Genomic DNA, 23,345 nt, shown 5'->3' with positions numbered 1-23,345 from the left:
CCGGCAAGAGAACTTGTAACATATTCCTTTATCTTGCGTCTAACAATTTGAATTCACATTAGTCTATGAGCAGCGTCATTAAGATCAGGCAGATTACCCGGGATTTTAACCTGGGGCAGGAAGTAGTAAAAGTTTTAAAAGGTATTGACCTTGAGATTGAAAAAGGGGAATATGTTGCCTTTATGGGACCTTCGGGTTCAGGAAAGTCTACTTTAATGAACCTTTTAGGATGTCTGGATACTCCCACCTCCGGGCAGTATATACTTAACGGGAAAGATGTGAGTAAAATGACAGACGATGAGCTGGCAGAGATTCGCAACAAGGAAATTGGCTTTGTCTTTCAAACCTTTAACCTCCTCCCCCGCACCACCGCTCTTGAAAACGTAGCTCTTCCCATGATCTATGCGGGTGCTTCAAAAAGTCAGCGGAAGGAACGTGCCGAGAAAGTACTGGCCGATGTTGGCCTGGCCGACAGGATGGATCATAAACCTAATCAGCTTTCGGGAGGGCAGCGACAAAGGGTTGCTGTAGGTAGGGCTCTGGTCAATAACCCATCCATCATCCTTGCCGATGAGCCCACAGGAAACCTGGATTCAAAAACTTCCCTGGAGATCATGAACCTCTTTGATGAGATTCACAGGTCTGGAAATACAGTGATCCTGGTAACCCACGAAGAAGACATTGCACGACATGCACATCGCATCATACGCCTACGCGACGGAATGATCGAAAGCGACGAAAAGAAGGAAGTGAATTTGGAAGTACAAAGTTAGCGGGACGAAGTACAAGATCAGGTATGAAATTCGAAGTGAACTAGTATCAGCTCAGTAGAAAATTTATATTTTTAGATTCTAATAGTAAAAACGCGAAACAGGCAACTTTCTTGTTCAGTAGGCAGTGCGCAGGGGTTAGTTGACAGTTTTTGATGTATGATGTATATTGTAGCTTATATAGTGTAAACTGTAATTGAGGCAGGGTAAAAGCCAAAAGTTAACTGCGAAGCACCTCCAAAAAAGGTCCTTTTTGCAACTCCTTTTAGCAGCAGTGATAAGTGGTTATGAAATCGAGGTTAGTTTGTAAAACCCGAACCTCGATCCGGCAACAGGCAACGTGCAACAGACAACCGGTAACGTGCAACAGGCAACAAGCAACAGGCAACGGGCAACAGGCAACATGCAACACCCCCTTCAAAATTCTAACTTCTAAAATCTACCTTCAAAATGTCTTTTTTCGACAGCGACACTCTAAAATATATCATCCTTATTGTGGTTTTCCTTGCCTTTTTTCTCTGGACCCGAAATCAAACCAAGAGGAACCGGCAAAACGAAAGCTTTAGAAAGCGATATCTCGAAAGAAAAAGGAAGAAAAAGTAAAGTTTATTATAGAGTTTTAACAGGATATAAGTTTCGGTTTATCAGGAATTTTCTGTAAATTAACTATATAAAATCCATATGCCATGGAAGAGTTTTTGTTGAACGAGATATTTCTGTACCTGGCCCTGGCATGTATCTGTGTCGCCTTTTTCCTTTGGATAAGAAGCATAAAAAGAAGGAAAAAGGAACTCGAATGGCGCCGTTCGCTAAGCGAAAAGATCCGCGGGAAATTCAGAAGAAAGAATGGGAACAGTACGCCCGAAATGAACATTGGAGATTAGCCTTCAGCCTGAGTATTATTAAAAATAATTTCCTGTTCCTTCACAAGACATTTCTGAAAATTCCCCTCAAAAAGGTCTTTTTTAAGAGGTGTTAAGGAGATGCTTCAGAAATAAGATCTTCCCACATCTCCGGATGTATGTTCTCTTCATTAAGGACTTTTATATTTTTCTAAAACACCTGTTAGCTTTCGGTTTCAAAAACACTTCAAATTTTCCTACTTTAGGCACCCTTTCACAGAAGAAGTATTAAAATTGAAAACATGAAGATTTACACAAAAACAGGGGACAAAGGCACTACTGCTCTTTTTGGCGGCACCCGGGTTTCCAAACATCATATTCGCATTGAAAGTTACGGCACAGTAGACGAGCTAAATTCTAACCTGGGGCTCCTGCGTGACCAGCAGGTAGATGAGCACAGCAAGGAGATCATCCTAAAGATCCAGGACCGGCTGTTCACCATAGGTTCTACACTTGCTACCGATCCTGAAAAGGCAGTGCTTAAAAGTGGTAAAAAGCGCCTGGATATCCCATTGATCTCGCAAAAGGATATAGAATTACTGGAGCAGGAAATGGACAGAATGAATGAAGCTCTACCGCCTATGACACATTTTGTACTTCCGGGAGGACATCAAACCGTGTCAGTTTGTCACGTAGCCCGCTGTGTATGCCGCCGCGCCGAACGTTTAGCCACTGCCCTATATGAAATTGAACCGTTTGAGGAGCAGGTGCTGCAGTACCTTAACCGTCTAAGTGACTACCTTTTTGTGCTGGCACGAAAGTTGTCTCATGATCTACAGGCAGAGGAAATCCAATGGATTCCCCAGAAGGAATCTTAAAATCCCGGATTCTGCAGATTTTTTACTTAAGACCTCTATTTTATAAGGAATTACAGTGGAAGAGATACGTTCTTAAAATTAGTGATAAAAAGATGATTTTTTTCTTGACTATCTCGTCAAAAAAATTATTTTTGCAAAAATTAAAACCGATTAACCAATGTATTGGACATTAGAATTAGCATCCTACCTTAGTGATGCGCCATGGCCCGCCACAAAAGATGAGTTAATTGATTACGCCATCAGGACGGGTGCGCCCCTGGAGGTTGTCGAAAACCTGCAGGCTATTGAAGATGAGGGAGATTCCTATGATTCAATAGAGGAAATCTGGCCCGATTATCCTACAGATGAGGACTACCTCTGGAATGAAGATGAATATTAAAAGCACACTTAAATAACAGCAGAAAAAAGTCTCAGAATTGAGGCTTTTTTTTTGCTTAACTTTGACATATTAAATACCACAAAAACATATGAGTTTTTTAGATACCGTATTGAAAGTTTTTGTCGGCGACAAGTCTAAGAAAGACATTAAGGAGATTCAGCCTATAGTCAACCAGATCCTCGCTCTCGAAAAAGAATATGAAGCTCTTAGCCTGGATGAACTCCGCGCTAAGACCACGGCTTTCAAGACCAGGATTGAAGATGCGCTTAAGGAGGTGAATGAACAGATCACGAGTCTAAATGCCGAAGCCGATGCATCTGAAGATATTACCCGAAAAGAAGACATTTACGCCGAAGTTGACGCATTAAAAGAGAAGTCTTATGAGATTTCTGAAGGTGTTCTCAACGAGATCCTGCCCGAAGCATTTGCCACCGTTAAGGAAACAGCTAAACGTTTTAAAAACAATACCGAATTAAAGGTCACGGCATCTGCCTATGACCGTGAACTTTCTGCCGATAAGGATTATGTGAATCTTGAAGGAGATCATGCAATTTGGAAGAATTCTTGGGATGCTGCCGGAAAACCCATTACCTGGGATATGGTGCACTACGATGTGCAGCTTATAGGTGGTGTCGCAATGCACCAGGGAAAGATCGCAGAGATGCAAACCGGGGAAGGTAAAACCCTTGTGGCCACACTTCCCATGTACCTTAACGGCCTTACCGGGAACGGGGTGCACCTGGTTACGGTGAACGATTACCTGGCAAAACGTGACAGCGCATGGATGGCTCCTATTTTCCAGTTCCATGGCTTGACTGTTGACTGTATTGATTACCACCGTCCCAATTCAGCTTCCCGTAGAAAGGCATACAATGCCGATATCACCTACGGAACCAATAATGAATTTGGATTTGATTACCTGCGGGATAACATGTCACATTCGCCCGACGATCTTGTGCAACGTCCCCACAACTACGCCATAGTAGATGAGGTGGATTCGGTGCTGGTTGATGATGCGAGAACGCCTCTTATTATTTCGGGACCAATTCCCAAGGGCGACGTTCATGAATTCGATCAATTAAAACCTGCTATCGCCAACATTGTTGAGGTACAGCGAAAATATTTAACCGGGGTTCTTGCTGAAGCCAAAAAACTTATAGCTTCGGGAAACACCGAGGAAGGTGGATTACAGTTGTTACGCGTGTACCGCGGACTTCCAAAGAATAAGGCTCTTATAAAATATCTGAGTGAAGAAGGTGTTAAGGCGCTTCTTCAGAAAACAGAGAACAAGTACATGGCCGATAACAACCGGGAAATGCCCACGGTTGATGCCGAATTGTATTTTGTGATCGAGGAGAAAAATAACCAGATCGACCTTACAGATAAGGGAATCGAATTCCTTTCAGGTAAAGATGACCCCGATTTCTTCGTAATGCCCGAAATTGGGATGGAGATCGCCAAGATCGAGAAAGAAGGTCTTGCTAAAGAGGAAGAAGCCGAAAAGAAAGAAGATCTATTCCGCGACTACAGCGTGAAGAGCGAGAGAATTCACACCATGCGTCAGCTGTTAAAGGCTTACACCCTGTTTGAAAAAGACACCGAATATGTGGTGATGGACAACAAGGTGAAAATTGTGGATGAACAAACCGGCCGTATCATGGAAGGCCGTCGATACAGTGACGGACTACATCAGGCAATTGAAGCCAAGGAGAATGTGAAGATTGAAGATGCCACGCAAACCTTTGCTACGGTAACCCTACAGAATTATTTCAGGATGTACAGCAAACTATCGGGGATGACCGGTACAGCTGTGACCGAAGCAGGAGAATTGTGGGAGATCTACAAATTGGATGTGGTAGAAATTCCGACGAACCGCCCTATCGCAAGAAAAGATAAAGAAGATCTGGTCTACAAGACCAAACGTGAAAAATACAATGCAGTAATCGATCATGTAACCGAACTTTCCAAGGCGGGAAGACCGGTGTTGATTGGTACTACCTCCGTAGAAATTTCAGAATTGCTTAGCCGTATGCTTAAACTGCGCAACGTACCTCACAACGTTCTTAACGCAAAACTGCATAAGAAGGAAGCCGATATTGTTGCCGAAGCAGGTAACTCGGGCGTTGTGACCATAGCCACCAACATGGCCGGTCGTGGTACAGATATTAAATTGTCCAAAGAAGTTAAGGAAGCTGGCGGTCTTGCCATTGTAGGTACAGAGCGTCACGACTCAAGACGCGTGGACAGGCAGTTAAGAGGTCGTGCAGGACGACAGGGAGATCCCGGAAGTTCACAGTTTTATGTGTCTCTTGAAGATAACCTGATGCGCCTGTTTGGATCGGAAAAGATCGCGAAATTAATGGACCGCATGGGTCTGGAAGAAGGAGAAGTGATCCAGCATTCCATGATCTCTAAATCCATTGAACGCGCTCAGAAAAAGGTGGAAGAGAACAACTTTGGAGTACGTAAGCGACTTCTGGAGTATGACGATGTGATGAATGCCCAGCGTGAGGTGGTTTATAAGCGACGTTACCACGCCTTATTTGGAGACAGATTGCGTGTGGATATTTCAAACATGATCTATGATACTGCAGAAGGTATTGCAGAAACAAATAAACTGGCGAGCGACTTTAAGAACTTTGAGTTCGAACTTATTCGCTATTTCTCCATGAGTTCTCCTGTGACCAAGGAAGAGTTCGACAAAATGGATTTTCAAAAGATTGCAAGAACCGTTTACAAGGCTGCCTACGAGCACTACCTTGAAAAGATGAAACGCAATGCCGAAGCTGCTTACCCTGTGATCAAGCAGGTGTGGGAAGATAAAGGAAATAGCTTTGAAAGGATCGCTGTTCCATTTACGGATGGCACGAAAACCCTGCAGGTAGTTACCAATCTTGAAAAAGCATATGAAAGTGAAGGTAAGCAGTTAATCACCGACTTTGAAAAGAACATAAGTTTGGCGATCATTGACGACGCCTGGAAGACTCACCTAAGGAAGATGGACGAGCTTAAACAGAGTGTGCAGTTGGCTGTACACGAACAAAAGGATCCATTGTTGATCTATAAGTTCGAAGCTTTTGAATTGTTCAAGGTGATGCTTGACATGGTAAATAAAGATGTGATCTCCTTCCTGTTCAAAGGAGAACTTCCTGCACCAAACCCTGCTCAAATTAAAGAGGCAAGACAAACCAGGAAAAAAGAGGCTGTTGAGACTTCGAAGGAAGAAATCCCGAATATGGATGAGAGAGCTGCCCAAAGTAGGGCTGCAGGCCAAACTCAGCAACGTCGCCCTCAGGTAACTGAAACTATCACCCGGGAACGCCCAAAGATCGGCCGTAACGACAAGGTCACCATTAAAAATGTGATGACGGGTGAAAATAAAAGCATGAAATTTAAACAAGCCATTCCGCTTCTTGACAAAGGAGACTGGGTACTTGTAGATGATTAACTAGCTAAATCTGAACCAAAATATTTCTCCCCTTACAAAGGGGAGATGTCCGTAGGACAGAGGGGTCCGGTTATTAGTGATCAATAATTAAAACGCCGACATATCACTACTCCTAATTAGTAGTACGAAATATTTCTCCCCTTACAAAGGGGAGATGTCCGCAGGACAGAGGAGGTGTGATCAGTGGTCAGTATATCTTTTTTAAGGAGGTCTGAAAGGCAAAATTGCTTTTCAGGCCTCTTTCTTTTTATTAGCCCTATGTCATGCTGAATTTATTTCAGAATCTATCCAGATGCTACTGTTGTAAATGAGAACCTGAAACAAGTTCAGGTTGACGAAACTATACCTCGTCATGCTGAATTCATTTCAGCATCTCTTTAGATTTTTTTTCACTTTCAACCTCCCGAAGTCTCGGGACAGATTTAAGTTAGATTGTATAAATTTTAGCATCACTTCACAATTGCTTTTTTAATGAGTAAACCTGAAAAAGCAAAGAAGAAGGTGTATCATAATTTCAGCCTCTTTTTTTAACGACCTGTTTTAATAAGGCTTTTTTTGTTAATTTTAGAGAACTAACCTTTTCGTCATGAGCAAGTATCGTATTGAAATCAAATGGGCCGTAATTTTTTCTGTGGTCATGATCCTGTGGATGGTGGGAGAAAAATTACTCGGCCTGCATGATGAGTATATCTCGGAACATGCATTCTACACCAGCTTTTTTGCCATAGTGGCTATTGGCATTTACCTGTTGGCACTTTACGACAAGAGGAAGAACTTTCACAATGGCGTTATGAGCTGGAAAGAAGGATTTAAAAGCGGGGCAATCCTAACCCTGGGAATTGTGATCCTCTCCCCTTTTGTACAACTGTTAATAAGCTTTGTCATTACCCCTGAATATTTCGCCAACATCACTGAATATTCCGTAGAAACAGGAGAAATGACCAGGCAAGAAGCCGAAGCCTACTTCAATATCTCCAACTACATTCTGCAAAGTCTATTGTGGGCAGCCGTTACGGGACTTATAACAGCAGCCATTGCCGCACTTATTATGCGGCGAAAGGTGCCAAATCCGCACCAGGTAAAAGGTACAACTCCTTACAGATAGATCATGAAAGCTCCTAAAAAAATCATTGTGCAAAAACGCATTTTTGACAGGAGACCTTTCTTGATTTTTTGTTTTTCAGAATTTGTCTTACATCCTTATCTCAAAAAGAGGTTTAAAATGACATTTTTGAACCCTTTTTTAACAGGGCATTAGCAGCAAAGACAAGCACTTGTTCTTATCTTAAAGAGACTAACCCTTAAGAAATAAAAAATGAAGATCGAAGACAACGAAAAGAAGATCAAATTAGCCGAAGACCAGGGAAAAGCATATTCGGCAGCCCTGGATTACATGAAAGAAATGGACAACCACGCCGAAAAAGAAGTGGATGATTATATAATTAGCCTGGCTTCTGAAGAAGCTGAAGGCACCTACCAACTGCAGGAAGGAAAGCTGAAGTGGAACACTCCAAAAGAAGGTTTTAATACGCACCTGGAAATCGTGGTGAGAGACAGGAAAGACAAGCGTTTCATTCCGGGGCTAAAGATTCGCGGTAAAGTGCTGGATCGGGATGGAAAGCAGATCGTTGAGACAGATTTCCCGCTCCTGTGGCATCCATTCCTGCTGCATTATGGCGCGTTTTTTAAAATACCAAAAGAAGGAAAATATAAAGTCCAACTGGAAATTCCTGCACCCGAATTCCACAGGCATGATGAGATCAAAGGAAAACGTTATGAAAAGGATGTAAATGTCGAAATTGAGATCGAAATGGAAACAGGCAGGGAACCTCATGGACCGGAATAGCCACTAATTAAATATCGTCCAATGCAGGAAAAACAACTCCACTCTCAGGAAAAGATCCTCTTCTTCAATAAAGATTATATTGCTGAATTCGTATACGGGGGCATAGACGGCGCCATCACCACCTTTGCAGTAGTAGCAGGAGCCGAAGGTGCCAGCCTTGGAATACAGGTTGTGGTCATCCTCGGACTAGCGAATCTTATTGCCGACGGCTTTTCAATGAGCGTTGGCAATTTCTTTTCTACCAAGGCAGAACGGGACACCTTTGAACGCCATAAACAAGTAGAATACTGGGAAATTGAAAACCTGCGGGAAAAGGAAGTAGAGGAAATTAGGGAGATCTATGCGGCCAAAGGCTTTAAAGGCGACCTGCTGGAACAGGTTGTGGACGTAATAACAGCCGATAAGGATGTGTGGGTGGATACCATGATGAAAGAGGAACTGGAAATGGTAAAAAGCGATAAGGCCCCATATAAAACAGCCGGTATGACTTTTTTTAGTTTCGTGGTAGTTGGCTCTGTCCCGCTGCTTTCTTATGTTTTTACCGGTGCAGGACCATCTATACAGGATGATCTTTTTCTTTACTCCTGTATCTTAACCGGGGTAGCTCTCGCCATTGTAGGTAGTCTAAAAAGTTTCGTAACCGAAAAGAATATTCTTTTCGGCATTTTTGAGACCCTGCTCCTAGGAGGTTTAGCAGCCTTCCTCGCCTACTTCGTGGGAGATGTTCTCGAAAAGATGTTTGTGGCGATGTAGGAAATTTCTAATCCCGAAATTTCTTAACACCTGAATTCTTATTCTTAAATTTTACTGAATATTCTATTAAAAATCAGTGATTTAACAATTGGTTAGCAGTAAATAATCTACAAACGTAACTATCTTCGAAGTTATAAAACAATAATTATGGAAGATCGTTACTCTAAATTTAAGAAGTTAAATTCGTTGCTTATAGAGAGTTTTGAAGCAGAACGTATTTATTACAATGCGAGCGAGGATGTACAGCAGGTGGAGTTGAAGCGATTTTTCAACCATGAGACTGTAAACAGGAACCGCTTTAGCTACGAAATTTCTGAACAGCTTGTTCAGGCAGATGTGGAACCCGCCAGGGAATGGGTGCAAAAAGGAAATCTTGATCGCGACTGGCGGGAAGAGAGAAAAGCCCTTGTTAAGGCCAAACCCCTAAAACTGCTGAAAAAATGCAGAAAAAAAGACGAGGAAAACCTGGAGCTTTATAATGAGATAATTGAAAATAAAGCTTTGCCTAAGGAGATCCTGAAGATCCTAAAAAAGCAAAAAGAAACTATAGAAAGTGCAGTACAGAAATGCCTTAAATATGAATCGGGAGAAGAAGCGTTAGATCCTTCCAATCGCCCAAGAGTTCGTAAGCTGAAGGCGATGTAATAGGCACAAAAACATTTTTACATTAGCCCCTATTGGGGCTTTTTTATTTCTAAGTTATCAATTTATGGGCCTAACCATGGATATTTCTTGAAAAATATCTTCACTTACCACTTTTTAAGAGGGAGTCCTTCTGTTATTCAGAGCATAGCTTTTGCGAAGCGAAGAATCTTTCGTTTCTACCAGAGATTTCTCCTATCGTCGGAATGACATTTTTTTAAATCAGCTTTTGGTATTTCCTGTTAAGCATGTTTCGGCGCGGAAATTGTTTACATTAGCACATGCAAAGTACTGTTAAGAAAGGATTTCTAGGTTTTATAATTGTGTTAGGGGCGATCATGCTCACCTACATCATCTATAAGAACAACACCAAATCGTTTAGTCCCGAAGCTACTGTGGAGTATAGCAGTGGAGATTTGCAGCTGGAAGTTTTTTATAACCGTCCTTACAAAAAAGACAGGACTATCTTTGGCGGACTCGTTCCTTACGACCAGGTATGGAGAACCGGGGCTAATGAAGCCACCACTTTCTACACTTCTAAAGATATTCTTGTAGATGGTTCGCTCCTGCAGGCAGGCACCTACACCCTTTGGACCATTCCAAAAGAGAATTCCTGGAAGGTGATCTTCAATTCTGAAATGTACCCCTGGGGTATTACCGCCGACGAACTCCCATCCCGAATCCCGGAATATGACGTACTCACGGTCGAAGTACCGGTGAAAAAACTAAAGAACCCGATCGAACAATTCACAATTTATTTCGAAGAAAAGCAGGGCCTAATAAACTTTAATCTTGCCTGGGACCAAACCCTGGTGCGTGTGCCTTTGAAAGATCCCGAGACCATAGAAAAGGTGAGAGCATCGTGAAAATTTTATGGCACGTCAAGGAATATTTATTGAGAGTATGAACTAAAATACGATTGCCCTGTTTCAGGATACGGGGAGTTTCACAGAAAGGATTAAATTTCATTAAAAAGAATTATGTCCCTTTAGGGACATCCTACAGGTAGAAATTAGAATTCATTCAGGTTTCCGTGCCTTTAGGTACGGGGCTTCACAGAAAGAATTAAATTCCATAAAAGGAATTATGTCCCGTTAAGGACACCCTACCGGTAGAAATTAGAATTATTCAGATTTCCGTGCTTTTAGGTACGGGGTTTCACAGAATGGATTAAATTCCATAAAAAGAATTATGTCCCGTTAGGGACATCCTACAGGTAGAAATTAGAATTTATTTAGATTTCCGTGCCTTTAGGTACGGGATATATAAATAAAGCATGGCAAACACATATACAGAAATACATATTCAAACAGTCTTTGCTGTACAAAACAGGGAAAGTCTGATTCGAAATGCTTTTAAGGATGAATTGTATAAATACATCACCGGCATTATACAAAACAATGAACATAAAGTATTACAAATAAACGGTATGCCAGACCATATCCATATTTTGTTTGGGATGCGACCTTCCCAATCTCTTTCTGATCTAATGAAACAGGTAAAGCAGGATTCATCTAAATGGATAAACAATAAAGGATTTGTAAATGGAAAATTTTCCTGGCAAGCCGGGTACGGTGCATTTTCATATGCAAAAACACAACTACCAAGTGTAATAAGATACATACAAAACCAAGAAGAGCATCACAAAACACTGACATTTCAGGAGGAGTATATAAACCTTCTGGAAGCATTTAATATCAAATTTGATGATCGATATATATTTAAACCTATTTGATGATCGATCATATGCTGTACCTAACGGCACAGTTGCGCTCTGTACATTTTTTTCTACCCACAGGCAGTCCCTCCGGGACTGAAAATAAAATAATCACTCTGGATCATGGCTACCCATAGGTAGTCCCTACGGGACTGAAAATAAAATAATCACTCTGGATCTAGACTGCCCATAGGTAGGCCTTACGGGACTCAAATATTTATTTATAAATACCCTTTTCTACCCTAAGTAGTCCCCAGAAGACTGAAAAATAAATTATCATTCCCTAATATCTTGTTCTAATCCTAGGTTCCTACTGGACTGAAATATTTATTTCTAAATATCTTGTTCTACCCACAGGCACTCCATAAATGAAATATTCATTCCTCATATAGGTAATCACCATGGGATTAAAAATGTATCTGCACATTCTATTAACCTGCCGTCCTTCCGGGACCTTTGGCTACCTAAAGAGCCTTGACTAAGGCATCATGACCACCCGTTAATTAATAGATCTTTAGCAACAAATTTGGATCGGGACAATTGTCCAGGTAGAAATCCAGGTCTTTTTTGGCGGCGACCCCGGGATAATCTCCTTTTTTGCCCTGCATATTTAAAATGATCTGAAAATGAAGATGAGGTGCATAACTTCCGTTTTCTAACGCACCTCCCAATGTAGCGATCTGTTCTCCCTGTTTAACCTTCTGCCCCTCCTTCAGGTTTTCCAGCGATCTTTTTTCCAGATGTCCGTATAAGGTGTAAAACTTTCTGTCTTCAATTTGATGCTCCAGAATAATAGTAGGTCCATAATCGCCAAAATTATCGTTATCTCTAAAACTGTGGATCTTTCCATCCAGAACAGCAAGTACATTTGTACCCAGTGGTGCCCAGATATCCAAACCAATATGCCGGTTCCTTATCAAATCTTCCTCTTCCGCAGAAGAAAATAAATCACTGCGTCGATAAAGTCCGCGGTGTTCATTGTAACCTCCATAGGTTATCTTTCCTCCCCGCTTCCGCATAAAATAATCAAGGTATTCCTGAAAAGCTTCCGGAGAATTAAAATGCGCCTGGGATAATTCAGGATTATTGACCGAGAGGTCAACATGCCGGTAATCTGGCAAAGAAAAACCGGCATCAATTACGGGAGTGAATCCTGTAGTGAGGCCGGCTAAGAAATTATGTCGGGACATTTACTTTTTTGTCCAAAAATATGCTACTTCAAAACAACATCGCTAAATCTTACCTGAATATTTATTGAAGCACCGGCATTTTGGCTGCCGTTATAACCTTTTAACTTTTGATTGTCATAGGATTTGCTGGATGTTAGCTTCAACCCTTTTGGATATTCTACTTCGCTGTTGGTTCCATTATATGTGAAATTGAAAGAGCTCTCGGGAAGATCCAGCACAAGGTCTGAATTCTCAAGAGTGATATCCAAATTCTTAAAACCAGGCGATACCTTATCTATCCTAAGCTCCCCAAAAGTCCCGGCAAGAATTCCTGTTTCACCCAGCTCTTTAAGATGCACATTGCTTGAATTGGATTCAAGCTTAAGGCTTTCGGCTTTTTCGATCCTAAGGTCCTGCACATAAGCCGCGTTAAGAACTCCGTACTTCCAGTTCTTGATCATTACAGGTGTATAGGCCAATTTGAAATTAGTATTCCTCCCCGCAATTTCCCCGGCACTGAATTTAGAATGAGATACTTCCCCTCGAAGGTTGTTGGTAGTTCCTCCAAGCTGCACCTCTCCATGACGCACGTTTAGCTTTAATTGTCCATTTCGGGGCATTCTCACCTTCAATACTTTCTTTTCAGAATTTCCTTCCTTAAGAAAAATAATATTTGAGTTGGAATTACCTTTTTGCTCCTTTGCCTGCTTTTCTACATTGGCGGCCCAGGTCTCCATCTCCTTTCCAAATTCTTCACCCCATTTTTCCATATCTTTTCCAAAGCTTTCGCCCCAGGCTTCCATTTTTTTCTCAAAATCCTTACTCCAGGCCTCCATTTTCATCTCCTGCTTTTTTCGAAGAGCAGAATCTCTTTCAAATTTCTGGGCCCAGTCTTCCATCGCCTTTTCGAAATCCTTACCGAAATTCTTCTCTATCTTTTTCTCAAACTGCTCCATATATTTCTCACCATCTTTTTGATACTGCTCATAATCAAAGTGGATCTCTCCCATGCTGGCATAAAATTCTGGTGGTAAAGGATGATCTGCAATACCTTCCAGCATAGGCCCGATCATTTCGGTTAGCGGGGCAATCATCTCCGGCAGTTTTGCAAGGGGAGCCTGCAGTGCAGCCATATTAAAATCCCCCGGCCCGCCCGGTGCTGCGGCCGAATTTATCTTCACCTCCGATGCCGATCCATCCACATCCAGCCTCCAGTTTTGAAGAGCTTTGGTGTTGTTCCCTTCCCCTCCTTCAAGATGAGCCGATACCCGAACTTCATTTTTATCCCAATACTCAACATTCACCAGCGTATGGCGGGCATCAATATTCACAGTAACGTCCTTGTTGGTTTTAAAAGTTTTATCCAGTTTGCTTGTCTGCGCCAGCATAGGAGCCGCGCAGAGCAGTGCTATAATCGCGGTTTTAAGCCCTGTAGTTTTCATTTTCCTGTTTTTTAGATTGATTGATATCTTTAATTTTATTCTTCAATTTGTTTAGCAATTCAAGTCTTAATTGCAGGTTGGAGATCAAAGCCTCCACACTGCTTTCTGTTAGTCCGGTTTCATTTATTTCGGCATTTAATTTTTTATATTCCTGGTCGAGGCCCGATAACTGCTTCATAAAAGAATCCACCAGCACCTTGTTAGAATCGTTAACATCCAGTTTTGCCAGTTCCATATTTAAGCTCGCCAGGTAAAAGTTCTCGATCTTTTTATATTCGGGCGAAACATCGCTTAATTGATACTCTTTGGTCACCGGGATATCGCTGTCATTGTCGCTTTTAGTTTGTACCTCAACAGGAGCGTCGGTTACCTGGCTGCCGTTAAAGCTGTCGTTTTGGTTAAGAAAGAAGAATCCAATTCCCAATACCACTATGAACACAGCGGCTATCTTAAGGAAGAAGAAATTCCTGTTTGAAGATTTGTCATTTTTTTCCTGCGGGAAGTTTTCTTCCAGTCTTGCCTCAAATCTCTTTTGATGTCCTTTTGGAGGCCTGGAAGGCAAGGTTCTGTCTTCCTGTAACATCTTTCTAATATCCTGTGCCATGTCTTTTTTCTTTAAGTTCTTCCTGTAATTTCTTCTTTCCGCGGTGAACCAGTGTTCTGGAGGCCACCTGAGAAATATTCAGTATATCTGCAATTTCTTCGTGATCATAACCTTCAATGAGATACAACATGAGAGGATAGCGGTATTTTTCGGGCAGTTCCTCCATGGCTTTTTTCACCTCTTCGAGTCCGACACCGTCATCAACATTCCAGTTCTCCTCTTCCTCAACAGTTCCAAGGATCTGTTCATTGATCGCTACCAGCTCCAACTTCCTGGCCTTTAGCTTATCGAGACACTTATTGATAACGATTCTTTTAAGCCAGGCTCCAAACGACACCTCTCCGGTGAATTGCGCCAGTTTCTCGAAGGCTTTGATAAAAGCCTCCTGCATGGCATCCTCAGCTTCAAACGGATCGTTGATAAACCTCTGGGCAACGTAATACATGCCGTCGCAATACTTGTTATAGAGCTTAAGCTGCGCCCTGCGGTCGTTCTGTTTGCAAGCCTCTATTAATTGATGTTGTATCAAAATAACTTCAGTTTGGTTGGGTTTCACTTTAAAGACGACAATATTCCTGTCGCGTTGCAAAAAAATTTATTAAATGTAGATTTTTTTCTGAAGACCTTTCCAAAATGGCATTATTGAGAGGTTTGCTGCGGAAGGTATTATCCCGAATATTTCAAAATGTTGCGAGGTACGGGTTGCGAGCTGCGGGTTGCAAGTTGGAAACTGTTGCCGGTTGCCGATTTCGGGTTCTCCGAAGCTAAAACGAAGGAGGGCCCTATCCAAATTCGTTGTCATTTCGAAGGAGCTTTTTTAGCGACTGAGAAATCTTTTCTTAGTGGACAGTGTACAGAGGGCAGAGAACAGTAAATTGAAGAGATCTTAAAAGTGGCATTTTAAGAAGGTAATGCTGAAAGGGATATCTGTCGTCGCTACGGGACAGGCGAAATTAGCAGGTGAAGGTAGAACTGGAATATTGAATTTAGGTTATAGAAATAGAAAAGTGAGATCCCTCGTCACTTCCTTCCCTGTCGGTCAGGAAGTTCTGTCGGGATGACAAACGGGTGTCATTTCAAAGGAGCTTTTTTAGCGACTGAGAAATCTTTTCTTAGTGGACAGTGTACAAAGGGCAGGGAAAAGTAAATTGAAGAGATCTTAAAAGTGCATTTTAAGAAGGTAATGCTGAAAGGGATATCTGTCGTCCCTACGGGACTACTTTATTACTAGCTATTTTATTTTTACCGATCTTTTGTCCCTACGGGACAGGGGAAATTAGAAGTAAGGTAGATGTGAGCTTAGCTTTTGTACGTAGAATCATAAGATCCCTCGTCACTTCCTTCCCTGCCGGTCAGGAAGTTCTGTCGGGATGACAAACGGGTGTCATTTCGAAGGAGCATTTCCCGAGACTGAGAAATCTCTTTTTTGTGGACGGAGGGTGGAGGACAGTGGACAGGAAGAGGCGCTGAAAATGACACTTTTAGAAGGTAATTCTTGCAGTAAGTTGGAAACATCCCTGTCGTCTCTACAGGACTCTTTTTCCTTGCTCGTTTATTTTCACCGATCTTTGGTCCCTACGGGACAGGGGAAATTAACAGGTGAATTTAGACGTAAGGTAGATATGTCTTAGCTTATGTACCTAAAATCATGAGATCCCTCGTCACCTCCTTCCCTGCCGGTCAGGAGGTTCTGTCGGGATGACAAAGGGGTGTCATTTCAAAGGAGCTTTTTTAGCGACTAACAAATCTTTTCTTAGTGGACGGAGGGTGGAGAACAGTGGATAGGAAGAAAAGTGAGATCCCTGATCACTTCCTTCCCTGCCGGTCAGGAAGTTCTGTCGGGATGACAAACGGATGTCATTTCGAAGGAGTTTTTCAGCGACTGAGAAATCTCTTTTCTGTGGACGGAGGGTGGAGGGTGGAGGACAGTGGACAGGAAGAGGTGCTGAAAATGACACTTTTAGAAGGTAATTCTTGCAGGAAATTTTTCCCATTAAAAAATTGAGATCCCTCGTCACTTCCTTCTCTGCCGGTCAGGAAGTTCTGTCGGGATGACAAAGGGGTCTCATTTCTAAGGAGCTTTTTTAGCGAGTGAGAAACCTCTTTTTCGTAGACGGAGGGTGGAGAACAGTGGACAGGAAGAGGTGCTGAAAAGTGCATTTGCGCGAGGTAGTACTGTGGAAGGTTTATCCATTATATTTTCAAAATGTTGCGAGGTGCGAGGTGCGGGTTGCGTGTTGCGTGTTGCAAGTTCCAAACTGTTGCAGGTTGACTGGTGCCTGTCCTCCGAAGCTTTAGCAAAGGAGGGCTGTTTTCAGGTTTGTTGTCATTTCGAAGGAGCTTTTTCAGCGACTGAGAAATCTTTGGTCAGTAAAATGTCCTTAAAAGTGAGTCTCTGAAATGGCATTTTTAGAAGGTAATTCTTGCAGGAAATTTTTCACATTAAAAAATTGAGATCCCTCGTCACTTCCTTCCCTGCCGGTCAGGAAGTTCTGTCGGGATGGCATATGAAACTTCGGCCTTCGTAAATCTTAAGTCTAACTTCCTTTAAGCAACTCCAGGATCTTTTGCTCCACTTCAGCCGATTCCCATTTTTCTTCTATTTTGGGAAGTTGCATTATTTTATCCATTATAGCAGCCTGCCGGTCGCCGGTTTTTAAAGCTTCAGCATAGGGTGCTTCAGAAAATGTGACCCTGGAATATACAGGAATCCATTGTTCAGGATGTTTGGCGGCAAATTTCTTTTCGATCTTCTTCCGAAGTAAAAAGTCGAGATCGGCAGTTTTACTACTCATTTCAAGAAAATTCCGGTAACTGAGTTCGGCAATGGCATCGGCGTTCGGCTTCCGCAATGCCTGGTATTGTGCAAAGATCTTTTCCCAGTCGTCCCCAAAGTCAGTTTCAAGGCGGCTGAGTTCAGAAATATCTTCAAAGCCGGCATTCATTCCCTGCCCGTAAAAAGGAACTATGGCATGAGCGGCATCCCCCACTAGGGCTATTTTGTCATAATAGGTCCAGGGATAGCATTTTACCGTCACCAGGGCGCTGGTAGGATTTTTAAAAAAGTCCCGGGTAAGATTGGAGATCTCGTCCTTGATATCGGGAAAGAACTCTGTAAAAAAACTCTCGGCTTTAGCTTCGTTAGTGAGACTTTCAAAGGAATGCTCCCCTTCAAAAGGCAGGAACAAAGTGCAGGTAAAACTCCCATCAAGATTGGGCATGGCGATCAACATAAACTTGCCACGGGGCCATATATGAAAAGAATTTTTATCGAGCTTGTGTGAACCATCGGGATTGGCCGGAATACGCAGTTCCTTATAGCCCACATCAATGAAATTCTGGGAATAGTTGAACCTGCTTTGTCGTTGCATCTTGTGGCGCACCCGTGAGAAAGCACCATCGGCCCCAAAAATAAGATCAAAATTGTACTCCTGCCACTCCCCTTTTTCAGATTCTCCCGTATAGAGCCTGGCTTGCGTTAGATCCACATCCCATACCTTCTCTTCAAAACGAAATTCGGCCCCGGCAGCTTCTGCGAGATCGATCATCTTTCGGTTTAAAACTCCGCGGGAAATCGAGTAAATCGCCTCCCCTTCCTTTCCATAATTCTGAAAATACACAGGGCTACTGTTTACATGCATGGCACGACGGTACAGCGGAATAGCAAGTTTCCTCACCTCCTCCTCAATACCGGCTTCGCGCAAAGCTTTCCAGCCGCGGTTAGACATGGCAAGATTAATGGAGCGGCCCGAGAATTCAACCCTACGCACATCGGGGCGGCGGTCGAAAACGGTTACAGAATGTCCTTTTTGCTTAAGGTGAAGGGCAAGTAAAGAACCGACAAGGCCGGTGCCGACTATGGCAATATTTTTTGTGTGCTGCATGTTGCCTGCGAAAATACAATTTTTTCCGGTTGCGAGTTTACTGTTGCCCGGCAGCTGTTGCGAGTTAAAAGTTACGGGTTGCAGAAAATATTTCAGGTCACAGGTTGTTCCCGCTCACTTACCGTATTATATATTAATCTTTATTCCTCAAACCTTAATACTTTGGAAGGGTTAAACCTCCGTTAAAGTCAAACCAAGGAATGAAAGCTTTTGTACATTTAATAAATAATCTGTTAGAAACTAATTAAAAATTCACAGATTAATAATGCATACAACCATTATATCTAACCAGCAGCCACAAGGTTGCACAAATTATGAACTATGAGAGATTTAGTTTGGCTTATTATCGTTTTACTGATCATTGGATGGTTGATAGGCTACTTCGCCTTTCCAGATCTTGGTAGTATTATCCACATCCTGATCGTAATTGCAGTGATCCTGATCATTTATAAATTACTAACGGGAAGGAGCCTGTAAATCGACTATTTGCAGCCCAAAGAATAAGAGGCCGCCCCGGTAAATATGAAAAAGAATTTCTGAATCCTCTATTTTAGAGTGATCTCTCATTTCTTATTCATATTTGGAGCGGCCTCTCCTTTTTTAAAAAGTTCGAGTACTAGAAAATAGGAGTTGAGGACTGGGATTAGGGATTAGGGATTAGGGATTAGGGATTAGGGATTAGGAAAATTAAAAAACCAATTAACTGATTAACCAATTTCAGGGATTAGGGAAAATAAAAAACCTCTCCACTCTCTAACTCTAATTAATCAATTAACTAAAAAGAAGATGGCAGAGAATTTTGAAAACCTTCAATGTTGGCAGGTTTGTAATGAACTTAAAATTTACATTAAAGAAAAAATTCTCCCTTCTTTACCAAAAACGGAGCGATTTGAATTATATTCTCAACTATTGCGAGCTTCTAGATCAGCAACAGCTAACATAGCAGAAGGATGGGGTAGATATCATTACAAAGAAAACATAAAATTTCTTTTTAATGCCCGGGGCTCAATAGCAGAAATCCTGGACCACTCTCTTGAAGCAAAGGCATGGGATTATATCTCAGATGAAAAACTACAATACGTCCGTCTCCAAACTGAGTCTTGTATAAAATTAATCAATGGATACATTAAATATCTTAGGAGACAAGCCGAGGAAAAGCAGTAATTTAATATTAGAATTAACGAATTAGAAATGAAAAAATAAACATTTCCCAATTAACCAATCACTAATTAACTAATAACAAAAACATGTGGAACTTAAAAGGACAAACGGCTGTCATTACCGGCGGCTCCAAAGGAATTGGGCGTGCGACTGTACTGGAATTTTTAAAATTGGGTGCAGAAGTTCTGTTTACCGCCAGGAATGCAGATGATATTCTTAAGGTAGAAGATAAATTCACTTCGGACGGATACAAAGTAAAAGGAATAGTTGCCGATGTCACAAAAGCTGAAGGCCGCCAAAAGATCTCGACCTGGGTAGATAACAACTGGAAAGCGGTGACCATTCTGGTAAATAACGCCGGGATCAACATTCGGAAGAAAGCTACTGAAATTTCAGAAGATGAACACCGGCAGGTATTGGAGACCAATCTAATCTCGCCGTTTCTGCTGGCCCGGGAACTTTACCCACAACTAGTGAAATCCAAAAATGGGAAGATCATCAACATAGCATCGGCTGCTGCGACCCAGGATGTGGGTACAGGTACTCCTTACGCCATGGCTAAAGCCGGACTCCTGCAGCAAACCAGAAGTTTAGCTGTTGAATGGGCCAGAGATCACATTAGAGTAAACGCTGTTTCACCCTGGTATACAAGAACTCCGCTTACAGATTCAGTTCTTCAAGGCGAACGTAAGGAGATGATCCTGCGTCGCACACCTCTCCACCGCATTGCAGAACCCGAAGAAATTGCTTCGATAATAGCATTTTTGGCCATGGACAGATCATCCTTCATTACCGGACAGAATATAGTGGCTGATGGAGGTATGAGTGTGAAAGCGCTTTAGGGCCTGCGGCCGTTGTGGGTTTAAGGTTTAAAGTTCAAGGTTGTTCTTAGTTGCAGGTTGCAGGTGTTTAATTGTTGCCGGTTGCCGGTTGCGAGTTTTATCTGTTGCCGGTTGCCACTTTTGTTGTCATCTCGACAGAGCTTTTTCTTTCGTGAGAAAGAGGGAGCGACGAGAGATCTCATCAATTTTTAAACTATTGGCTGTTGGCTTTTAGCTGTTGGCGTTTTGTAGTGGCTGCGCCTTTCCCGTTTTGCCCTGGCCCTTAAGGGAATCGGGAAAAGTAGTTCGCAGTGCGCAGTGATTAGTTGGCAGTTTTTTTTCAACTGTTTAGCATCTTTACGTCTTTACGAAGGAGCCGAAAAGGCAACTGAAGCAATCTCCCCCCTGGATGTAGAACATCTCCATCTTTCCTAATTTTGATAATCGTCCCGGATCACAGGTCCGTGCCAACAGCTGGTGTCTTTTGATGGTTTACCCCTTACCCTAAAGGGAGCCGGGAAAAGTAGTTCGCAGTGCGCAGTAATTAGTTAGCAATTTTTTATTAGGAGCTATGCCTGTTTGCTATGAGCTTAGCCTTTAGGCTTTGTTCTATTGGTAGATTGTGAATTTTGGCCTGGAAATCGTGCTTTTTGGATATCGATTATCCAATCCCCAATTCACCAATTAACTAATCCCCCATTTTCATATCTTTATCCAATACCAACTATAATAATATGAAAAAAGTCACTCTCCTCGTCCTCCTTCTCCTTATCATCACCTCCTGCCATGAAAATGAAGATCAAACTATTGTGCAAAAAATAGCTGAAGCTAACGGAATACAGAATTTCGAAGATGTGAAGGAACTCCGCTACACCTTCAACGTGAGAGTTGATGACACTCTCAGAACCAGCAGAGCCTGGACGTGGCGGCCACAGGTGAAGACAGCTACCCTCACAACGCCCGACAGTACTGCAAGCTACAATTACGAAACAGAGGCTTCTCAACATGAAGCGGTAGATCAGCGGTTCATTAATGATCAATACTGGCTGCTTTTCCCTTTCCACCTGGTTTGGGATGAGATGGAATGGGAACATACAGAGCAGGCAACTGCACCTATAAGCGGCGAAGAAATGCAGCGGGTAACAGTAAAATATCCCGACGGCGCCGGTTATACCCCGGGTGACATGTACGAAGTCTACTTTGGAAATGACTATATGATACAGGAATGGGTATACCTATCCGGGGGAAGTAGAGAAAATCCATTGGCTACTACCTGGGAAGATTATGATGTTTTTGAGGGAATAGCCATTGCTAAAATGCACCGAAGTGAGGATGGGAGTTTCGAGTTGTTTTTTACGGATGTGGAAGTTGTAACGGAGTGACGGAGTGATGGAGTGACGGAGTGAAAATTGTTGTGGGTTGCAATTTGCGAGTTTTTACTGTTGCCTGTTTCCTGTTGCCAGTATTTGTTGCAGGGTTACATCTTGCAGGAAAAAGATTCTGTTGTCGGTTCTGAAGGTTTTGGCTTTTTCGGTTATCAGTTGTCAGTTCTCAGTTGTCGGTTTATCTGATTTACACCCGATGTTTATCTTTATTATTTATTATCTTCAAACACACACAAAGCACTTACTGCCGACTTAGTACTCCGTACTGCTTTACTGAATTTCGGGTTGCCTGTTGCCAGTATTTATTGTAGGGTTACACCTTGCAGGAACAAGTTTCTGTTGTCGGTCCTGAAAGATTTTGGTTTTTTCGGTTATCAGTTGTCTGTTCTCGTTTGTCGGTTTATCTGATTTACACCTGATGTTTTTCTTCTTTATTTTATTCTTCAAACAAACACGAAGCACTTACTGCCGACTTAGTACTGCGCACTGTCGACTGAATCTCTTCTGTCATCCCGAGAGAGCATTTGCTTTCGGTAGAAAGAGAATGCGACGAGGGATCTCATCATTTGAGCTAGCGGCTGCCTGGCCGCCGAAGCTTTGGCGTAGGAGGGTTGGCTTTTTCAGTTATCAGTTGTCTGTTCTCGGTTGTCGGTTTATCTGATTTACACCTGATGTTTATCTTCTTCATTTATAAATCTTCAAACGGACACAGAAAGCACTTACTGCCGACTTAGTACAGCCGTACTGCCGACTGAATTCCTGCTGTCATCCCGACAGAGCATTTGCTTTCGGTAGAAAGAGAATGCGACGAGGGATCTCATTTTTAAACTATTAGCTGTTGGTTGTTGGCTCTACAGACTACGGACTACCGACTAACGCCTTTTAAGCCATTCGTGCACCAGCCCGTCCGGCAGGCGGGTTCGTGGCCAGAAAAACTTCCCTCCCAATCTTCATGTCCCAACATCTTCAAATTTTCAAATCATTTCCGCCTTTTCATTCTTCCAACTTATGCTTACATTTGTTCAACAACGGGGTTGCCCCCTTAAAATTTCTGCTTCCCTACCGCAGAAAAGAATTTTATCAAAGACAGACAACAAAGATTATATGAATTGGTACGCCCTGTATACTAAACCGCGGTGGGAGCAAAAAGTTGCGAATGAACTGGAGAAAAGAGAGATTGAGGTCTACTGCCCCACTATTACGGAAGTAAAACAGTGGAGCGACCGCAAAAAGAAAGTCACTTCTCCCCTTTTTAAATCTTATGTTTTCGTGTACCTGGAGGAAAAAAACCGGTCACAGGTTTTCGATGTTCCCGGGGCAGTTCAATATGTATTCTGGTTGGGAAAACCTGCCATTATCCGCCAGGAAGAGATCAACACAATCAAAAACTGGCTGGAGGATGACCGCGTGGAAGCGGTAGAAGTATCCCACCTCTCCCCCGGCGACCGACTCACTATTGCAGAGGGCAGCTTTAAAGGTAAAGAAGGGGTTGTAGAGCAGATCGGAAAAAAGCGCCTCAGACTTGTCTTAAAAGATCTTGGGGTGGTTGTGAATGTCAGGGTGTCGGATGTTCTTTCGTAATTCAATATTCCGTGTTCAAAATT

At 42.4% G+C, this 23,345-nt stretch carries 21 protein-coding genes; 16 read left to right on the top strand and 5 right to left on the bottom strand.

Translation table 11 applies throughout. The annotated features are described in order from the left end of the window. Nucleotides 1-65: 65 nt before the first annotated feature. The 11 genes from OU683_RS11800 to tnpA all read left to right on the top strand — a co-directional run bounded on the left by OU683_RS11800 (nt 66) and on the right by tnpA (nt 11,293). On the top strand, nt 66-773 hold the full coding sequence (locus OU683_RS11800; protein ID WP_268138528.1) for an ABC transporter ATP-binding protein: 708 nt from the start codon (nt 66-68) through the stop codon (nt 771-773). A gap of 683 nt (nt 774-1,456) precedes the next feature. Then, nucleotides 1,457-1,654 (top strand): hypothetical protein, encoded by a 198-nt coding sequence (locus OU683_RS11795; protein ID WP_268138525.1) that lies wholly within the window; start codon nt 1,457-1,459, stop codon nt 1,652-1,654. Between the two features lie 260 nt (nt 1,655-1,914). Then, entirely contained in the window at nt 1,915-2,490 is a 576-nt protein-coding gene (locus tag OU683_RS11790) for a cob(I)yrinic acid a,c-diamide adenosyltransferase (protein WP_268138523.1), read from the top strand. A 157-nt stretch (nt 2,491-2,647) separates the two neighbouring features. Then, nucleotides 2,648-2,869: a DUF2795 domain-containing protein gene (locus OU683_RS11785; RefSeq protein WP_008272287.1), complete on the top strand. Its 222-nt coding sequence runs from the start codon at nt 2,648-2,650 to the stop codon at nt 2,867-2,869. An 88-nt stretch (nt 2,870-2,957) separates the two neighbouring features. Continuing rightward, a complete protein-coding gene (secA, locus tag OU683_RS11780; protein WP_268138514.1) occupies nt 2,958-6,317 on the top strand; it encodes a preprotein translocase subunit SecA in 3,360 nt (1,119 codons plus the stop codon). A 586-nt stretch (nt 6,318-6,903) separates the two neighbouring features. Beyond that, on the top strand, nt 6,904-7,422 hold the full coding sequence (locus OU683_RS11775) for a DUF4199 domain-containing protein (RefSeq protein WP_268138512.1): 519 nt from the start codon (nt 6,904-6,906) through the stop codon (nt 7,420-7,422). A gap of 210 nt (nt 7,423-7,632) precedes the next feature. Beyond that, entirely contained in the window at nt 7,633-8,163 is a 531-nt protein-coding gene (locus OU683_RS11770; protein WP_268138510.1) for an iron transporter, read from the top strand. Nucleotides 8,164-8,184: 21 nt separating this feature from the next. Further along, the gene (locus OU683_RS11765; protein ID WP_268138508.1) at nt 8,185-8,916 is read left to right on the top strand and encodes a VIT1/CCC1 transporter family protein; all 732 of its coding nucleotides are present in this window, start codon (nt 8,185-8,187) and stop codon (nt 8,914-8,916) included. Nucleotides 8,917-9,063: 147 nt separating this feature from the next. Continuing rightward, a complete protein-coding gene (locus OU683_RS11760) occupies nt 9,064-9,561 on the top strand; it encodes a DUF2383 domain-containing protein (protein ID WP_268138506.1) in 498 nt (165 codons plus the stop codon). Nucleotides 9,562-9,839: 278 nt separating this feature from the next. Then, nucleotides 9,840-10,424: a DUF2911 domain-containing protein gene (locus OU683_RS11755; RefSeq protein WP_268138504.1), complete on the top strand. Its 585-nt coding sequence runs from the start codon at nt 9,840-9,842 to the stop codon at nt 10,422-10,424. A 410-nt stretch (nt 10,425-10,834) separates the two neighbouring features. Continuing rightward, nucleotides 10,835-11,293 carry an IS200/IS605 family transposase gene (gene tnpA, locus OU683_RS11750; RefSeq protein WP_268138502.1) on the top strand — a complete coding sequence of 153 codons (459 nt, stop codon included), beginning with the start codon at nt 10,835-10,837 and terminating at the stop codon, nt 11,291-11,293. 485 nt (nt 11,294-11,778) lie between these two features. Here the strand turns inward: tnpA and OU683_RS11745 are convergent, their stop codons facing one another. The 5 genes from OU683_RS11745 to OU683_RS11725 form a co-directional block, all read right to left on the bottom strand. Further along, the gene (locus tag OU683_RS11745; protein WP_268138500.1) at nt 11,779-12,465 is read right to left on the bottom strand and encodes a peptidoglycan DD-metalloendopeptidase family protein; all 687 of its coding nucleotides are present in this window, start codon (nt 12,463-12,465) and stop codon (nt 11,779-11,781) included. 23 nt (nt 12,466-12,488) lie between these two features. Beyond that, the gene (locus tag OU683_RS11740) at nt 12,489-13,886 is read right to left on the bottom strand and encodes a hypothetical protein (protein ID WP_268138498.1); all 1,398 of its coding nucleotides are present in this window, start codon (nt 13,884-13,886) and stop codon (nt 12,489-12,491) included. Then, the gene (locus OU683_RS11735) at nt 13,867-14,490 is read right to left on the bottom strand and encodes a hypothetical protein (RefSeq protein WP_268138496.1); all 624 of its coding nucleotides are present in this window, start codon (nt 14,488-14,490) and stop codon (nt 13,867-13,869) included. The genes OU683_RS11740 and OU683_RS11735 overlap by 20 nt, the downstream gene beginning before the upstream one ends. Further along, nucleotides 14,474-15,019 (bottom strand): RNA polymerase sigma factor, encoded by a 546-nt coding sequence (locus OU683_RS11730; protein WP_228912892.1) that lies wholly within the window; start codon nt 15,017-15,019, stop codon nt 14,474-14,476. The genes OU683_RS11735 and OU683_RS11730 overlap by 17 nt, the downstream gene beginning before the upstream one ends. 2,008 nt (nt 15,020-17,027) lie before the next feature. Further along, on the bottom strand, nt 17,028-18,374 hold the full coding sequence (locus OU683_RS11725) for an FAD-dependent oxidoreductase (protein WP_268138494.1): 1,347 nt from the start codon (nt 18,372-18,374) through the stop codon (nt 17,028-17,030). Nucleotides 18,375-18,695: 321 nt separating this feature from the next. Here OU683_RS11725 and OU683_RS11720 point away from each other — a divergent pair, with 321 nt between their 5' ends. The 5 genes from OU683_RS11720 to OU683_RS11700 all read left to right on the top strand — a co-directional run bounded on the left by OU683_RS11720 (nt 18,696) and on the right by OU683_RS11700 (nt 23,322). Beyond that, nucleotides 18,696-18,851, top strand: a complete 156-nt coding sequence (locus tag OU683_RS11720; RefSeq protein ID WP_029038389.1) for a lmo0937 family membrane protein — start codon at nt 18,696-18,698, stop codon at nt 18,849-18,851. Between the two features lie 309 nt (nt 18,852-19,160). Continuing rightward, nucleotides 19,161-19,538 (top strand): four helix bundle protein, encoded by a 378-nt coding sequence (locus OU683_RS11715; protein ID WP_268138492.1) that lies wholly within the window; start codon nt 19,161-19,163, stop codon nt 19,536-19,538. Between the two features lie 83 nt (nt 19,539-19,621). After that, the gene (locus tag OU683_RS11710) at nt 19,622-20,377 is read left to right on the top strand and encodes an SDR family oxidoreductase (RefSeq protein ID WP_268138490.1); all 756 of its coding nucleotides are present in this window, start codon (nt 19,622-19,624) and stop codon (nt 20,375-20,377) included. A gap of 713 nt (nt 20,378-21,090) precedes the next feature. Beyond that, nucleotides 21,091-21,738, top strand: a complete 648-nt coding sequence (locus OU683_RS11705) for a hypothetical protein (RefSeq protein WP_268138488.1) — start codon at nt 21,091-21,093, stop codon at nt 21,736-21,738. Nucleotides 21,739-22,845: 1,107 nt separating this feature from the next. Further along, nucleotides 22,846-23,322, top strand: coding sequence for a UpxY family transcription antiterminator (locus OU683_RS11700; RefSeq protein ID WP_268138486.1), 477 nt, complete (start codon nt 22,846-22,848; stop codon nt 23,320-23,322). The last annotated feature ends 23 nt before the right edge of the window (nt 23,323-23,345 follow it).

This window comes from Salinimicrobium sp. TH3, assembly GCF_026676115.1.
Lineage (GTDB): Bacteria > Bacteroidota > Bacteroidia > Flavobacteriales > Flavobacteriaceae > Salinimicrobium.
The sequence above is the reverse complement of the archived record's forward strand: the minus strand, read 5'-3'. Positions and strand labels throughout refer to the sequence as shown.

Bases quoted from the DNA above. Each gene is read 5' to 3' on its own strand.
- OU683_RS11795 (WP_268138525.1), top strand. From the start codon at position 1,457: ATGGAAGAGTTTTTGTTGAACGAGATATTTCTGTACCTGGCCCTGGCA.
- OU683_RS11770 (WP_268138510.1), top strand. From the start codon at position 7,633: ATGAAGATCGAAGACAACGAAAAGAAGATCAAATTAGCCGAAGACCAG.
- OU683_RS11725 (WP_268138494.1), bottom strand. From the start codon at position 18,374: ATGCAGCACACAAAAAATATTGCCATAGTCGGCACCGGCCTTGTCGGT.
- OU683_RS11760 (WP_268138506.1), top strand. From the start codon at position 9,064: ATGGAAGATCGTTACTCTAAATTTAAGAAGTTAAATTCGTTGCTTATA.
- OU683_RS11700 (WP_268138486.1), top strand. From the start codon at position 22,846: ATGAATTGGTACGCCCTGTATACTAAACCGCGGTGGGAGCAAAAAGTT.
- OU683_RS11785 (WP_008272287.1), top strand. From the start codon at position 2,648: ATGTATTGGACATTAGAATTAGCATCCTACCTTAGTGATGCGCCATGG.
- OU683_RS11735 (WP_268138496.1), bottom strand. From the start codon at position 14,490: ATGGCACAGGATATTAGAAAGATGTTACAGGAAGACAGAACCTTGCCT.
- OU683_RS11710 (WP_268138490.1), top strand. From the start codon at position 19,622: ATGTGGAACTTAAAAGGACAAACGGCTGTCATTACCGGCGGCTCCAAA.
- OU683_RS11765 (WP_268138508.1), top strand. From the start codon at position 8,185: ATGCAGGAAAAACAACTCCACTCTCAGGAAAAGATCCTCTTCTTCAAT.
- OU683_RS11705 (WP_268138488.1), top strand. From the start codon at position 21,091: ATGAAAAAAGTCACTCTCCTCGTCCTCCTTCTCCTTATCATCACCTCC.
- OU683_RS11720 (WP_029038389.1), top strand. From the start codon at position 18,696: ATGAGAGATTTAGTTTGGCTTATTATCGTTTTACTGATCATTGGATGG.
- OU683_RS11745 (WP_268138500.1), bottom strand. From the start codon at position 12,465: ATGTCCCGACATAATTTCTTAGCCGGCCTCACTACAGGATTCACTCCC.
- OU683_RS11740 (WP_268138498.1), bottom strand. From the start codon at position 13,886: ATGAAAACTACAGGGCTTAAAACCGCGATTATAGCACTGCTCTGCGCG.
- OU683_RS11755 (WP_268138504.1), top strand. From the start codon at position 9,840: ATGCAAAGTACTGTTAAGAAAGGATTTCTAGGTTTTATAATTGTGTTA.
- OU683_RS11715 (WP_268138492.1), top strand. From the start codon at position 19,161: ATGGCAGAGAATTTTGAAAACCTTCAATGTTGGCAGGTTTGTAATGAA.
- OU683_RS11775 (WP_268138512.1), top strand. From the start codon at position 6,904: ATGAGCAAGTATCGTATTGAAATCAAATGGGCCGTAATTTTTTCTGTG.
- tnpA (WP_268138502.1), top strand. From the start codon at position 10,835: ATGGCAAACACATATACAGAAATACATATTCAAACAGTCTTTGCTGTA.
- OU683_RS11800 (WP_268138528.1), top strand. From the start codon at position 66: ATGAGCAGCGTCATTAAGATCAGGCAGATTACCCGGGATTTTAACCTG.
- OU683_RS11790 (WP_268138523.1), top strand. From the start codon at position 1,915: ATGAAGATTTACACAAAAACAGGGGACAAAGGCACTACTGCTCTTTTT.
- secA (WP_268138514.1), top strand. From the start codon at position 2,958: ATGAGTTTTTTAGATACCGTATTGAAAGTTTTTGTCGGCGACAAGTCT.